The organism is Acinetobacter sp. ME22 (assembly GCF_022012315.1).
In the GTDB taxonomy this organism is placed as follows: Bacteria; Pseudomonadota; Gammaproteobacteria; order Pseudomonadales; family Moraxellaceae; genus Acinetobacter; species Acinetobacter brisouii_A.
Map to the genome: position 1 here is coordinate 67,782 of NZ_JAKLTL010000009.1, position 13,798 is coordinate 81,579.

The 13,798-nt window shown below is 38.6% G+C and carries 12 protein-coding genes; 9 read left to right on the forward strand and 3 right to left on the reverse strand.

The window, feature by feature from the left end; translation table 11 throughout:
• Positions 1-35: 35 nt before the first annotated feature.
• Positions 36-290, reverse strand: a complete 255-nt coding sequence (locus tag LVY74_RS12820) for a hypothetical protein (protein ID WP_237815383.1) — start codon at positions 288-290, stop codon at positions 36-38.
• A gap of 357 nt (positions 291-647) precedes the next feature.
• On the opposite strand from LVY74_RS12820, the gene LVY74_RS12825 reads away from it, so the two are divergent.
• The 7 genes from LVY74_RS12825 to LVY74_RS12855 all read left to right on the forward strand — a co-directional run bounded on the left by LVY74_RS12825 (position 648) and on the right by LVY74_RS12855 (position 9,949).
• Entirely contained in the window at positions 648-989 is a 342-nt protein-coding gene (locus LVY74_RS12825; protein ID WP_237815424.1) for an FKBP-type peptidyl-prolyl cis-trans isomerase, read from the forward strand.
• Positions 990-1,439: 450 nt separating this feature from the next.
• Entirely contained in the window at positions 1,440-3,434 is a 1,995-nt protein-coding gene (gene pgaB / locus LVY74_RS12830; RefSeq protein WP_237815384.1) for a poly-beta-1,6-N-acetyl-D-glucosamine N-deacetylase PgaB, read from the forward strand.
• A gap of 13 nt (positions 3,435-3,447) precedes the next feature.
• A complete protein-coding gene (gene pgaC / locus LVY74_RS12835; RefSeq protein ID WP_151709033.1) occupies positions 3,448-4,704 on the forward strand; it encodes a poly-beta-1,6-N-acetyl-D-glucosamine synthase in 1,257 nt (418 codons plus the stop codon).
• 27 nt (positions 4,705-4,731) lie between these two features.
• Positions 4,732-5,145, forward strand: a complete 414-nt coding sequence (gene pgaD, locus LVY74_RS12840) for a poly-beta-1,6-N-acetyl-D-glucosamine biosynthesis protein PgaD (protein WP_151709032.1) — start codon at positions 4,732-4,734, stop codon at positions 5,143-5,145.
• A 121-nt stretch (positions 5,146-5,266) separates the two neighbouring features.
• Positions 5,267-6,388: an acyltransferase family protein gene (locus LVY74_RS12845; protein WP_151709031.1), complete on the forward strand. Its 1,122-nt coding sequence runs from the start codon at positions 5,267-5,269 to the stop codon at positions 6,386-6,388.
• Between the two features lie 47 nt (positions 6,389-6,435).
• Positions 6,436-7,020 carry a nicotinamide riboside transporter PnuC gene (pnuC, locus tag LVY74_RS12850; RefSeq protein ID WP_237815385.1) on the forward strand — a complete coding sequence of 195 codons (585 nt, stop codon included), beginning with the start codon at positions 6,436-6,438 and terminating at the stop codon, positions 7,018-7,020.
• Between the two features lie 136 nt (positions 7,021-7,156).
• Positions 7,157-9,949, forward strand: a complete 2,793-nt coding sequence (locus tag LVY74_RS12855) for a M16 family metallopeptidase (protein ID WP_237815386.1) — start codon at positions 7,157-7,159, stop codon at positions 9,947-9,949.
• A 70-nt stretch (positions 9,950-10,019) separates the two neighbouring features.
• Here LVY74_RS12855 and LVY74_RS12860 read toward each other — a convergent pair whose 3' ends face one another.
• Positions 10,020-10,415, reverse strand: coding sequence for a DUF3144 domain-containing protein (locus tag LVY74_RS12860; protein ID WP_151709028.1), 396 nt, complete (start codon positions 10,413-10,415; stop codon positions 10,020-10,022).
• A gap of 105 nt (positions 10,416-10,520) precedes the next feature.
• Here LVY74_RS12860 and LVY74_RS12865 point away from each other — a divergent pair, with 105 nt between their 5' ends.
• Complete coding sequence (locus LVY74_RS12865) at positions 10,521-11,153, forward strand: hypothetical protein (protein ID WP_237815387.1); 633 nt, start codon at positions 10,521-10,523, stop codon at positions 11,151-11,153.
• 53 nt (positions 11,154-11,206) lie between these two features.
• Here the strand turns inward: LVY74_RS12865 and LVY74_RS12870 are convergent, their stop codons facing one another.
• Positions 11,207-12,619: a CYTH domain-containing protein gene (locus tag LVY74_RS12870; protein ID WP_237815388.1), complete on the reverse strand. Its 1,413-nt coding sequence runs from the start codon at positions 12,617-12,619 to the stop codon at positions 11,207-11,209.
• A gap of 315 nt (positions 12,620-12,934) precedes the next feature.
• Here LVY74_RS12870 and LVY74_RS12875 point away from each other — a divergent pair, with 315 nt between their 5' ends.
• Positions 12,935-13,693 (forward strand): OmpW/AlkL family protein, encoded by a 759-nt coding sequence (locus LVY74_RS12875; RefSeq protein WP_237815389.1) that lies wholly within the window; start codon positions 12,935-12,937, stop codon positions 13,691-13,693.
• The last annotated feature ends 105 nt before the right edge of the window (positions 13,694-13,798 follow it).

Below are 13,798 nucleotides of genomic sequence, written 5' to 3' on the forward strand. Positions count from 1 at the left end.
TTGATACAACTTTGTATTGTCTTGGGTCTTTTCCTTTAGTGCTTGGATTTACTTTGACCCGATGCATGGCTCGGTGTGGTTGAGTTTTGCAGCGTTTGATCAGTATGTGTTGAGCCTTGGGCACTATTGTCTAAACTGCCACTGGTGGTGCTGTTGCCTTGCTCTTGTGTGGAAACCACGACTTTACCATCCTGATTTACTGTGCTGGGTGAAGCATTTGGCGTTGCTGCAAATGCCGCAATCGATGCTGCTGCTAGAGATGTTGCAAGTAGAATTTTGACAAGTTTCATAAAATGGCATCCTTTAAAGTCTTAGATTCATTCATCTGATTTGGATCAATCTGAATGTGAACTCATCGTAAGTGGCGCATAGTAAAACGGCAAATCATCTGACAAAAAATCACATCTGAGTTACGGCTTGAGCACAGAAGCAATATTTTTGTAAATAGGTCGTAAAAAATGTGTTACTCGAAAAGTGTAAAATTGTGAATAAAATGTGTATTTCATGCTGAAAAAAACAGCATGGTTTTTACATTGTGGTTACATATTGGGCGTGAGTCTTTTTTTAAGAAAAAATAAACGGTCAGGCATCGGTTTATCTCTGGAAAATCGTAAAATACCGATTCATTTTGATTTTGGATGTGACTCATCATGCAAGAGTTGGAAATTATTGATCTTAAACTTGGAACAGGCAAAGAAGCAGTGAAAGGTGCTTTGATTACGACCCATTACACAGGTTGGTTAGAAGATGGAACTCAGTTCGATGCATCAATTGATCGTGGTCAGTACTTTGAATGTGTCATTGGTACAGGACGTGTGATCAAAGGTTGGGATCAGGGTATTATCGGAATGCGTGTTGGTGGTAAACGTAAATTGCTGGTTCCTGCACATTTGGCGTATGGCGATCGCAAGATCGGAAAAATTATTCCAGCAAACTCAAATTTGGTGTTTGAAATCGAATTATTTGATGTCAAAACTCGCGATGAGTAATCCATTTTGATTGGAGATCATTTGGTGATCTACCAAATGATCTATGTCAAAAAAATGAAATCCAAGTGTGTTAAATTATGTCGCGAAGATGTGCTGAATTGTAAGATCTGAATTTATGATGTAGATAAAATACATGATTATTTTATAATTCACACAATTTTGTATCCTAAAATTAGTTCATATCTTTATCAGCTCTATGAATTTCTTCAACTTTGTTTCTGGTTTTAAGTTTAAAAATTTCACTAGATTTTGAAAAAAATCACAAGATGAATGTCAGGATGTTTGCAGCAAACAGCCAAACTTTTAAGCTTGTTTTCAGTTTAATTTTTGAAAATATATCGTACTTACTAATCTGAAGCATCATGCAATATAAAAGCTTGTTTCTACGACTTGAATGTTTGAAATGTCATATCAGATTGGTCACATCACGATTTATAAAACAGGCATATTATGTTTAATCGCTTTTTAAGTTCGGTACTTGCAACTTGCGTTGGTATGGCTGCTGTTGGTATGACACAGGCTGTTTCTGCAAAGAAGCCAAAAATTAATCCAACAACGCTGACCGTGATTGGTTATCACGAAGTTACCGATGATAAAGATGCGTTGATTCCGCAATATTCGGTCACAACAGCTCATTTTGAAGAGCAAGTTCGCTACTTACAGAAAAATGGTTTCCACTTTATTAGTGTAGATCAGCTTCTAAAAGCACATCAGGGTAAAATCTCTTTACCTGAAAAACCTGTGTTATTAACAGTTGATGATGGCTATGAAAATTTCTATCAAAATGTTTATCCATTTGTGAAAGCCAACAAAGTTCCTGTGGTTTTGGCTGTAGTGGGTTCTTGGTTAGAGCCAAAACCAAACCAGATGGTGAACTTTGGTGATGAAGAAATTGCACGTAACAAGATTTTAACTTGGGCTCAACTCAAAGAAATGAGCCAAAGTGGTTATGTTGAAATTGCTAGCCACAGTTACAATTTACACCGTGGCATCATAGGCAACCCACAAGGAAACTCTGAACCTGCGGCAACCACACGTTTTTATGATGCAAAAACCAAAACCTATGAAGGTGATGGTGCTTATGCCAAACGTATTTATGATGACTTAAAGAAAAATAATGACTTGATTAAAGCACATGGTATTCCTTCACCACGCGTGATGGTTTGGCCATATGGTCGTTATAACTTGGAAACAGTCCGTATTGCCAAAGAATTAGGCATGCCAATTACAGTAAGTCTAGATGACGGCCCTGTCTATCTGAAGAAGTCTTTGGGTGCGATTAACCGTATCTTAGTTGAACATGATATGACCTTGAACAGCCTGTCACGTGAAATTGAGATTCGTGATAAAAACTGGGGCGACAATTACCGTCCACAAAAGATCATGCATGTTGACTTAGACTACATTTATGATCCAGATCCAGCACAACAAGAACGTAATTTGGGGAATTTGCTAGATCGTATCCAGCAAATGCATATCACTACAGTATATTTACAAGCATTCTCTGATCCAGATGCCAATGGTTCAGCCGATATGGTGTATTTCCCAAACCGTTATATTCCTGTACGTGCCGATTTGTTCAACCGTGTTGCTTGGCAAATTCAAAGCCGTACACAGGTGACTCGTTTATATGCGTGGATGCCACTCCTTGCATGGGAATTGCCAAAGTCAAATCCTGTATCGAAAGATTTGGTTGTGACTCAGCAGCCGAAAGACAGTGATCATCTAAATATGGGTTATATCCGTTTAAGCCCATTTGCTGCTCCAGCGCGTCGTGTGATTGAAGGCTTGTATCAAGATTTGGCGAAATCTTCAACGTTTAATGGCATCTTGTTCCATGACGATACCACATTGTCAGATTATGAAGATGCAAGCCCGTATGCATTGAAAGCCTACGCATCAGCAGGTTTATCTACCAATTTAGAGCAAGTTCGTAATAATGATGCTGAATTGGAAAAATGGACAAAGTTTAAAACCAATTATATTGATAACTTTGCCTTGCAGTTGGCAGGTGAAGTGCGCCAATATCAACCATTTTTGATGACTGCCCGTAATTTATATGCACAAGTGGCTTTAAATCCTTATGCAGAAAATTGGTATGCACAATCCTTAGAGCAGTCTTTAAAACGCTATGACTTTACTGCGATTATGGCAATGCCATATATGGAGCAGGCGGAAAATAAAGATAAGTTCTATCAAGATATTGTGAATCGTGTGAAATCTTATCCGAATGGCTTGCACAAAACCGTATTTGAGTTACAAGCACAAAATTGGCGTACCAATGAGCCTGTACCATCGCAAGAGTTGGGTGATACCATTGAGTCACTCTATAAACAAGGTGCTTTACACGTGGCGTATTATCCAGATGATCCAATTAAGCAATTGCCAAATGTGGATATTATGCGTAAAGCCTTTGATTCTAAATCAGATCGCATAGTGCCGTAGGAGTTTGAGCATTATGTCTGCGTTACAGCACTTTTGGCACTCTGCTTTAGAGTTTGTATTTTATTATCCGTTATTTATGTCCTATTTGTGGATGATCGGGGCAATTGTGTTCTACATGAAAGAACGCAAAGACCCTGTTTATACTCAACCTAAAGACTTACCTTCATACCCAAAGGTTGCGGTACTGGTTCCTTGCTTTAACGAAGGGGATAATGCTGAAGAAACGATTAGTCATGCACTAAAATTGGATTATCCCGATTTTGAAGTGATCGCGATTAATGACGGAAGTTCAGATAATACAGGCGAAGTGCTAGACCGTTTGGCAGGGCGATTTGAAAAATTGCGGGTTGTACATTTAGCGCAAAACCAAGGTAAAGCAATGGGGCTTCAAGCAGGGAGTTTACTGACCGATGCTGAGTTCCTCATTGGTATTGATGGTGATGCTTTGCTTGACCCACATGCTGCAAAATGGATGATTCGACATTTTCTTGCCGATGAAAAAATTGCAGCGGTGACAGGAAATCCACGTATCCGTACACGTTCAACTTTACTTGGACGTATTCAGGTGGGTGAGTTTTCATCGATTGTGGGTATGATTAAACGTGCTCAGCGTGTATTTGGACGATTATTTACGGTATCGGGTGTGATTACAGCATTTCGTAAGAGTGCTGTACACGAAGTTGGCTATTGGTCTCCAAATATGCTGACTGAAGATATTGATATTACGTGGAAATTGCAGCGTGCAGGTTGGGATGTTGAATTTGAACCCAATGCACTGGTGTGGATTTTGATGCCTGAAACCTTAAAAGGCTTATACAAACAACGTCTACGCTGGGCAATGGGTGGTGCGCAAGTTCTGATTAAAAATTTTGACGTGCTGTTCAAACCAGGTCTGAATTTTTTGTGGCCACTCATGTTAGAATTACTTCTGACATTAGTATGGTCATATTTAATGTTGTTGGTAGCTTGTATTTGGTTAGTGGATTTAATTATTCCTAATCATGTCTTACCTGTCATGAGCTCACCATTTCTCCCATACGGTACAGGTATCTTATTAGGTGCAACCTGCTTATTCCAGTTCATGATTAGTAAATGGATGGATAGTCGTTATGAGCCAGGTTTACTGAAAAATTATTATTGGATGATTTGGTATCCATTCGTATTTTGGCTGATTACGGTCACTGCTAGCATTCTTGCCTTCCCAAAAGTATTGATGAGAGGGGATGGTAAACGTGCGCGCTGGGTAAGCCCAGATCGCGGTATCCGCTAAAATCATCGATCACTTAGGTATAGATTCATGAGTACAAATTCGTTAATTATTGACTTACGTGCGCAGTTGCCTTGGCATAGACGTTATATGTCAACCACTTCAACTGCGATGCTTTGGGGTGTGTGGTTTTTATTGTGGCGTCCGATGGTGGTCTTAATCGGTTTAATCAGTGCAAATCAGCCTTATGGTTTTCATCGCCTGTTCAATGCATTTTGGTTTGGTCTACAAATGGATATGATCACTTTGTTGACCTGTGCGGCAGTGTTGTGCTTGTGGTGTAAGTTGATTCCTGCACACACGGTAAAACATGTTAAAGCAAAAAATATCAATGATTATGCTCGCCATTTTGATCTGCCAGAGCAAGAAGTCGCTCAGGGACGTAAGCAAAAAATCTGCGTTGTTCATCACAATGAACATGGCGAAATTGTACGCGTGGATTAAGTTCTAGATCCGTGATCTAAGCCCCTGTTACAGGGGCTTTTTGTGATTTATTCTTGCATGAATTAAGATTCAGTCCTATGCTTGGCAAGTTTTTAAACTTCCTATTGCTCCCACTACCACTATGGCAAAATTAAACGCAGCAGAAAGCATTCGTGGTCTGGCATGTTTAGCAGTGGTGTTTTCACACCTTTCTTTGAGCTTCTATCCATACTTACACCATTTTAGCCCAGATGATCGCGCACATGGCAGTTGGGATTATTTTATCCATCACTCACCATTTGCATTTTGGTATTCAGGTACCGCAGCCGTTTTTGTGTTTTTTGTCTTAAGTGGTTTTGTTCTAAGCTATGCGATTTTAAGACATCAAAATGTCCCTAAAAAAGTGGCTGAAATGGCGATTAAGCGCTATCCACGTTTGGCAATCCCCGCATTTTTTTCCTGTATTTTGGCGTGGTTGGCACTGAGTTATACCCATATTAACAGTGACTTGGTTAATGGTTGGTTACAAGCTTATGCAACTCAGGAAATTAGTTTGCAGCAAGCCGCTTATGAGGGCAGCATAGGTGCATTTTTATTTGCTGAAAGTGGCAGTAACTGGGTACTTTGGACAATGCAAATTGAATTGTTTGGTTCCATTTTACTGTTTATTTTATTGTTACTTTACCATTATAAAAAACCTCTATTTTATATTGCTTCAGTTGTATTACCTCTGTGTGCCTTGTGGAAAGCAGAACGTTTCTTTTTAGGTATGTCGAGTTTTGTGATTGGCTGTTATATGTATTTATACGGTCGGCAAATCAAACCCGTTTTGGCATGGGGAATGTTTCTTGCAGGTTTGTATTTCGCAGGGGCGCACAATAGTAGCCATGCATATCACTGGTTATATAAAATTTTGGGTTGGAGAACTTATGATTACAGTAATTTCTTCTCAGGTATTTTGATTGTTTATAGTATTTTGCTCTGTCAGCAGCTTTCAGATGTTTTTGATAAAAAACCATTGATTTATTTAGGTAAATTATCATTCTCAATTTATTTATTACACATGATGATGATTTATCTGATTTGTATTCCTGCATTTAACTGGTTTATGGCGCTGGGCTTTAATTATGATCTTGCCGTATTGTGTTCAGTATTGATCTGTTTGAGCAGTGTGTTATTGATCTCTGATTTATATAGCCGATATGTTGATACTTTATCAATTACTGTCAGCAATGCTTTAGCCAAATGGGCGATGAAGTCTTAACGATTCAATCTGGTCGTTTAGCCCAAACGATATAGTGTGTGTTTTCCATGTCAAATTTAGAAATTTTTGCGGTCATTGTCAGCTTAATTGGTGTTGGGCTAACCGTGTTGCGCCATATGTGGTGTTGGCCATTTAATATGCTGGCTTATATTTTATATGGTTATTTGTTTTTCACTTATCAGTTGTATGGTGAAGTGATTTTGCAAATTTTCTTCTCTGTGGTCAATTTTTATGGCTTCTTTGTCTGGATGAAAGGTCAGCAAGTTGATCATGACATTAAGATCGAACCTTTAGCTTATTCGACGGTTGCATGGCAATTGCTACTTGCCGCAATAGCAGGTCTGATTTTTGGTTTAAGCTTAAAGCATTTTACCAATGCAGCTGTTCCTATGTTAGATGCCCAGTTGGCAGCATTTAGCCTGCTAGCAACGTATTGGACAAGTCGTAAGCATATTGCAACATGGCCACTTTGGGTGGTGGTCGATATTATTTATGTGGGCATGTTTATCTATAAAGACTTATATCTTACGGCGGGTCTATATGCTGCATTTGTGCTCATGGCAGTCTATGGCTGGTATCAATGGGTCAAAGTCAAACATCAACAGCATGGATCGGTCAATCAGAGCAGTTAAGCAACTTATATTGTAAATTGCTCATTCATGACAACTCAAATCATAAGATTATGATTTTTTTAAATATTAAATTACTTAATTTTCCAAAATTGCATCTTGCAACTCAAGCAGATTTTTATCAAATCGGATCATTATAATGTTCAAAAAATTAAAGAAACTCACGTTATCACTGTGTCTAATTGGCTGGACAACCACAAGTTTTGCACAAACCATTTTAGTGAAAAGTCAGCATCAAATTAGTGAGTATCAATTAGAGAATGGGTTACGGGTTATCCTTGCACCAAATAATAATGAAAATAAAGTCTTTATGAATACCATTTATTTAACAGGTTCGTTAAATGATCCTAAGGGAAAAGGAGGTTTGGCACATTTATTGGAACATTTGGCATTTAAAGGCACACAAGATGTACAGGGCAATGAATTTCAACGTCGTTTAGATCAATATACATTGGCGACAAATGCCAGTACTGACTATTACTCAACCAAATACACCAATATTATTCGCCCAGAGCAAAAAGTGATTGATCAGGTGCTTTATTTGGAAGCACAGCGAATGGATAAGCTGGTTTTACAAAAGAAATTTGTCGCAACGGAGATCGAGATTGTACGCCGTGAACGGGAATTACGTTTAGATCAACCTTTTGCGGTGTTGATGGATCAAATGTTTAAAGCTGCTTATGGCAATCAGGCTTTGGGGCGTTTGCCGATTGGTGATCTAGATGAGTTGAAATCAATCAAGATGAACGAACTCAACCAGTTTTATCGGACATGGTATGCACCCAATAATGCAATTATGGTCGTGACTGGAAAATTTGATCAGGCACAACTCCTTAAAAGTATTGAACAAAACTTTGCGCATATTCATACACATCCTGTGCCTGCTATGGCAAAAGTTCCAATGCTAGATGCGACTAAAATTCGTCAGCGTCAGTTTAGTGTGCAGAAAGGCAGTGATCTCGCTAAAGTGAATATGTACTTGAATGGGCGCAATCCGAGTATTCAGCCTGTTTTGGCAGTTGCCCCTTATTTGTATACGCTGCAACCAAGTGGTTCCTTGTATAAAACAATGGTTGAAACAGGAATGACAACAACCGTTCAAGCAACGACATGGTTAGATCAAGATTTTAATGTGGTTTTTATGGGAGCGATTTATGCACCCAATCAAAATCCACAGCAAATTTCTCAAGCACTTGTGCAAAATGTTGAGAAACCTGCGCAGTTCAATGATACAGACTTGAACCGTATAAAAGGTCTATTTAAAAATCAGGTAGATAGTATTACCAGTAATTCGATTGCACTGGGTGGGCGGTTGAGTGATTATGCAGTATCTTCGGCAGGGCATTGGGAGCAATATTTTACAGATATAGATGCTGTACAGAATCTGACCTCAACACAGGTAAATCAAACACTCAATCAATTTCTGATTGCAGAACATCGTCTCTCTGGCGATATTCAGCCAACGCCTGAATCACAAAAAAAAGCCATCCAACCACAACAAGCGAGCCGACAAGCAAAAAGTCAATCTGCTGAAAATGTCACAGCTGAACCAGTCAAAGACGTCAAACAATATCAGCAGGAAACTCAAGATTATTTGACACGTTCACAGCAATATTTGCAGACAACAGAGCAAAAAATCCAGCGTGGTACGTTAAAAAATGGTTTGCAGTATGCACTTTTCCCAACAACCACAAATGACAATAAAGTCTATGCCAGTATTAATCTCAATTTTGGTACAGAAAAGTCATTATGGAATAAAGGGCAGGTTTTGGATTTAACAGCATATTTGCTCTTACGTGGCTCAGATCAACAGAGCTTACAGCAGATTATTGATCACTCGATTGCGGCAGATGCTCAGGCGACAGTGGTGAGTCAAGATAATGGTTTGGAGATACAGATTCGCGCCAATAAGCAGCATTTTACTGAGTACTTTAATTATATTTTAAGTATTTTGCAGCATCCAAGCTTTGAACAGAGTCAGTTTGATTTAATTAAATCCCAAAGTCTGGCAAGTTTGAATCGTCCCTATACTGAACCTGAAACTGTTGCAGGTTTAACCATGTCGCGGATTGTTGAGCAGTACACAGCAGGCGATTTACGGTTTCATTTTGAGCCTGAGCAAGTCAAGCAACAACTGCAATCTGCAACGCAAGCCCAAGTAGAGCAGCTTTATCGACAGTTTATGGGATTTAATCATGCTCAGTTATCCGTAACAGGTGATTTTGATGTCGCTCAAATTCGTCAAGTTATGAATCAGAAACTGGCAACATGGTCATCATCAGCACCTTATCAGCGTTTATCTTCAAAATATCAAGTGTATCCAGCACAGCAAGTTCATGTACAAGCCGAACAACGCGAATTTGGTCATTATCAGGGGCTTTTGCTATTGCCTGTGGGTATAGACGATGCAGATGCTCCAGCTTTGCAAGTTCTGAGCTATATTTTAGGTGATTCACAACTATCTTCACGTTTAGGTCAAGAGTTGCGTGAAAAGAATCATTTGGTTTATGGGTTCTCAAGTGGTTTAGATCTAGATTTACATGATTCGGTTGGTGTATTCAGCATAGAAGCGAATTATACGACCGATAAAGCGCAACAAACGTCACAAGCTGTTCACACAGTTCTCAAAGATTTACTTGCACATGGGGTGACTCCACAAGAACTTGAAGCGGCAAAAGCGAACATCTTGAAAAAACGAGTCACGAGCCTTGAAGACAGTCGCATTATTCATCAGATGCTCAATAGTCAGCTCGAACGTGGAAAAACGATGCACTCTCGTCAACAACGAGATCAGGCAATTGCAGGTTTAAGTAAAGCAGACGTGGATGCTGTCATTAAAAAATATATCCAATTGGATCATTATATTGAGGTAATGGCTGATCCCTATGGCAAAGTACAAGCCAGTTCATTTATTGCAAAATCTCAGCAATAAATCATGTCGATAAGACATAAAAAAATGAGCTGATAACAGCTCATTTTTTTATGGGTGGGTCGATGATGATTTAATGATTGTGGTCATGATCATGTTTGTGAGTGTGAAAATCTTCATTTTTACGGAAACGTAAATAGTTTTCAAATTGCTCACAATATTCATCAAAATTATCTTCAAGCATCATATGAAATTGTTGCATCAGGTATGAAATCACTTGCTCTTTTGCATCGCGCATTTCATCACCATCTTTGAAGTTATTGGCAGCCACCCATGTATTAAAACGGGCAGTAGCAAAAAGCATGGCAGCGCTGACTTGTCCACGCAACTCAACAGGCTGAGGTTTTTGACCTTTTTCAGGACGGCAAAACTCGTTTGCTAGCTTAATAAATTCATCGGTACGTTCAAAAAAGACCGCATTTTGTGCTTCTTCTTCTGTAACATCCGTTGCTTGAATCTTTTGAGTCATGGGACTATTCCAACACAAAAATGACGGTCTATTATAGGCAAAGCCTTGCGGAAACTAAACAGTTGGCTTAATCTTTAAATAGCCTAAGCAAAACGAGTCACCTAAATGCAAGATTCCATTGCTATACAAACTTTAAAACAAGATATTCAATTATTACGACAACAGGTTTGGCCACCCGAGCAACTTGAACATGTTGAAGGCTTGCCAATTTATTATGCACCTCAAGCAGAGGTTGAACAGTATTTTAGTCAGTGGCAAGAACTGATCGAGCGGGCACAGCAACTCTGTCAGCCTTTTTTAGAAGATGACGTGATTGATGCTATTCATTTACCCAGTCATTTGAATTTACCCTTATTTTTCTTTCATGTAGATCGTATTCGTATCAATAAAACCCGCGCAAAAGAATCCAAAACCTTCCGTGGGGTACTCAGTTTGATTGAAAAATGCGGTCAGTTTGATGCTGAACAAATCGTTGCAATGAAAGCATGGCTCGAAAGTGACACTACAGCAGCTTTGGTCGCACATCGCGAGTTTATTGATTTGAGAACTTATGTATTTCAACATGGGCAAAGTGAATATACCCGTACCCGTTTTTATAACAATGGAATTGTTTTAGGCGGGGAAAAACATTTTAAAGTGGTGGATGCTCGGGAAAAACCACGTAAACAACGTAGTGATCGTTATAGTGACCCACTTGCAGATAATGGTGTCTGGAAGATTTTTGGAAAATATCGCTAGAATTAAGTTGCAGCGACTCACACGACATTGTGTCGTGTGAGCAGCAATTTTGATTAGGTGATTTTTTTCAATAATTTTCTTAATGAGATCTCAAGATGTGCTTGTTGTTGAGGAATCTGATTAGACAACCAACCAAGTACAAAATATTGCTGTTCAGGCGCTTTTAAATACTGAAAAGCAATTTGTTGAGCCACCCACAGATCAAAACTTTCACTAAGCTCTGGTTGTAATTCAACATAAAGTGCCAGTTGTTTTTTACTGGTTAATGGCGTGCCAAGTGCAAGCGCATCTCCCCAAGTCTGTAGATGTGCCAGTGTTTGGCATTTTTCTGTATTTTTGAGTTGAGCAAACATATCAATATCGGTACTAAATTGTGCAATATATTGCTTAAATTGCTTTTTCACAGAGATTTCAGATGCAGTGGACTGGGTTGTATTTAAACTAAAAGCCAATAAATCTAAAACTAATAAAGTACTATGATTCTGCTTAAATACTTGCTCAGTTGGTTGAAGCGTCAATTCGGCAACTTGGGTAAGTTCAGATTGCAGTAAAATAGCAGGGTACAGGCTGGTCGCAACATAGGCTGCATGTGCTGCCTGTAGCAAATGCTGTAATTGTGCAACCTGTTCTAGGATTTGGTTGGGTATTACACTTTGAAAAAGTTGTAGGCTACTCACTAACTGACGTAGTGCTAAATAGGCTTGATAGTAATGGGCAGATTCTGCAACTTGATCTGCAATTGCTGCAAAATTAGGAAGTGCGTGGCGTAGAGCAGCTGCAATCAGATGTTGGGCAATCGTTTCATTGGATGCTTTTTTATCATAATGTACAGGCGCTGCTAGCGTTGCAGGACTTACCTGTGTACCTTGCGCCAATAAGTTACCGCGTTCTGCTTTGCTTCTGACATCGAGCCAAATATGATATTTTTTCACCCATTGTTGAGTGAGTTGAATCAAATCTTGAATCTGACCTTGTTTGAGTTCAAATTCAACTTCATAAATTTCACGCTGTTGCTGCGTATTTTGTACCGTACCACGATCTAGGCAGATTTCAATTTTTGAACGATTAAACTGCACGATCCGATACGCACGTTGCACAATCGTTTCGAACTTTAATTGCAGACTCGAAAAGTCATCACCGAGCGCATTTTTGAGTAATTTGAGTGCGTGAGGTTCTTGCTCATATACAGTCAAATCTAAATCAGGTGCTTCACTTGATTCACCTAAACTCGTTTCGTGTTCATAGCGCTGTAATGGATTTGCACCTGCACCTTTCAGCGTTTGAACCCATATTTGACCTTCTTTACGTATTCGAATGGCAATATGCTGTGCTGCAAGCTTTGAGTCTTCAGTGTCAAAATAACGTGCATGTAACTCGATGTGCTGAGTCGTTTTGGTTTCAAATGCTTTCACGACTGCGGCACGTTTCTGCTCTGGAATTTGCAGCTTTAATTCAATTTCATGCATGAGTGTGATCCTGTTATTTTCTCAGAAGATAGAGCAACTATAGACCTAGAAAGCTGACTTTAAAATTGAATTTTTGATGAAATTTTGAGCTTATGAATACAACTTAAATTTATAGGACAAAAGATAAACATTTAGAAAGTATTGTATTTTATGTTTTATATTTTAAATTTTTGATTTAAAACAAAATATATTTTTTCTATAGATTTTTTTTAATAGTTCAATTTTTGAGGCTATTGATATTTAAAGTAATTATTCTAATATTGCGCGGAGAGATGGTGAAAACCATTTAAAATCAAATTAATGGAAAAATTTTCGATGAAACAGTTGATGAAAGCGATTCTCCCTATGGCAATTTTGGCAACAATGACTGTTGCTCATGCAGAAACTTCAGATGGTAAAAATTTTGCAATTGCAGCAGGTTGGGCACACATTATGCCTCAAGGTGAGAAACAAGGTGTTCAATCAACATCAACTGTACTGCCTGCATTAACTGGTTTTAATTCATCAGCAGGTTTTGAATTAGAAGACACTGATACTGCTGAAATTAAGGCTGATTATTTGGTAAATGACAATGTAAGCTTAGGTTTAATCGTTGGTGTACCACCAAAATTAGATATTAAAGGAAAAGGTTCATTATTGGGTGGAGCCTTAAATCTGGATCAATTTAGCAAAGTGGGTGATGTTAAAGTTTATAGTCCAGTTATTGTTGGTAAATACCATTTTGGTACAGTAAATAGTAAGTTCCGTCCATATGCTGGTGCGGGTATGATGTATGCGCATTTTAGCAATTTTAAATTAGATCCAAGTGTTAGTTCATATTTAGCGACATATGCAGGCGCAAGTATCCGTAATGTAAAAATTGATGATGCAGTTGCTCCAGTTGCATTCGTTGGTGCCGATTACAATATTAATTCAAATTGGTTTGCAACAGCATCGGTTAGCTATGTACATTTAAATACCAATGCAAGTCTAGATGTAGTGAATAATGCATCAAATGTAACACTTGTAAATGGTAAAACTAAAATTGAAATTAATCCAATTGTGACTTATCTTGGAGTAGGTTATCGTTTCTAAGTCAGTGACTAGATCCAAGATAGTCGATGATTTTGAATCATAAGATCGTCGACAAGTGACTGGTGTTAGATTTTGAATTCACCAGTCATTTAAACAATAAATATA

Excerpts from the sequence above, each read along its gene's own strand:
- LVY74_RS12820 (WP_237815383.1), bottom strand. The coding sequence starts at position 290 with ATGAAACTTGTCAAAATTCTACTTGCAACATCTCTAGCAGCAGCATCG.
- pgaB (WP_237815384.1), top strand. The coding sequence starts at position 1,440 with ATGTTTAATCGCTTTTTAAGTTCGGTACTTGCAACTTGCGTTGGTATG.
- pgaC (WP_151709033.1), top strand. The coding sequence starts at position 3,448 with ATGTCTGCGTTACAGCACTTTTGGCACTCTGCTTTAGAGTTTGTATTT.
- pgaD (WP_151709032.1), top strand. The coding sequence starts at position 4,732 with ATGAGTACAAATTCGTTAATTATTGACTTACGTGCGCAGTTGCCTTGG.
- LVY74_RS12845 (WP_151709031.1), top strand. The coding sequence starts at position 5,267 with ATGGCAAAATTAAACGCAGCAGAAAGCATTCGTGGTCTGGCATGTTTA.
- pnuC (WP_237815385.1), top strand. The coding sequence starts at position 6,436 with ATGTCAAATTTAGAAATTTTTGCGGTCATTGTCAGCTTAATTGGTGTT.
- LVY74_RS12855 (WP_237815386.1), top strand. The coding sequence starts at position 7,157 with ATGTTCAAAAAATTAAAGAAACTCACGTTATCACTGTGTCTAATTGGC.
- LVY74_RS12860 (WP_151709028.1), bottom strand. The coding sequence starts at position 10,415 with ATGACTCAAAAGATTCAAGCAACGGATGTTACAGAAGAAGAAGCACAA.
- LVY74_RS12865 (WP_237815387.1), top strand. The coding sequence starts at position 10,521 with ATGCAAGATTCCATTGCTATACAAACTTTAAAACAAGATATTCAATTA.
- LVY74_RS12870 (WP_237815388.1), bottom strand. The coding sequence starts at position 12,619 with ATGCATGAAATTGAATTAAAGCTGCAAATTCCAGAGCAGAAACGTGCC.
- LVY74_RS12875 (WP_237815389.1), top strand. The coding sequence starts at position 12,935 with ATGAAACAGTTGATGAAAGCGATTCTCCCTATGGCAATTTTGGCAACA.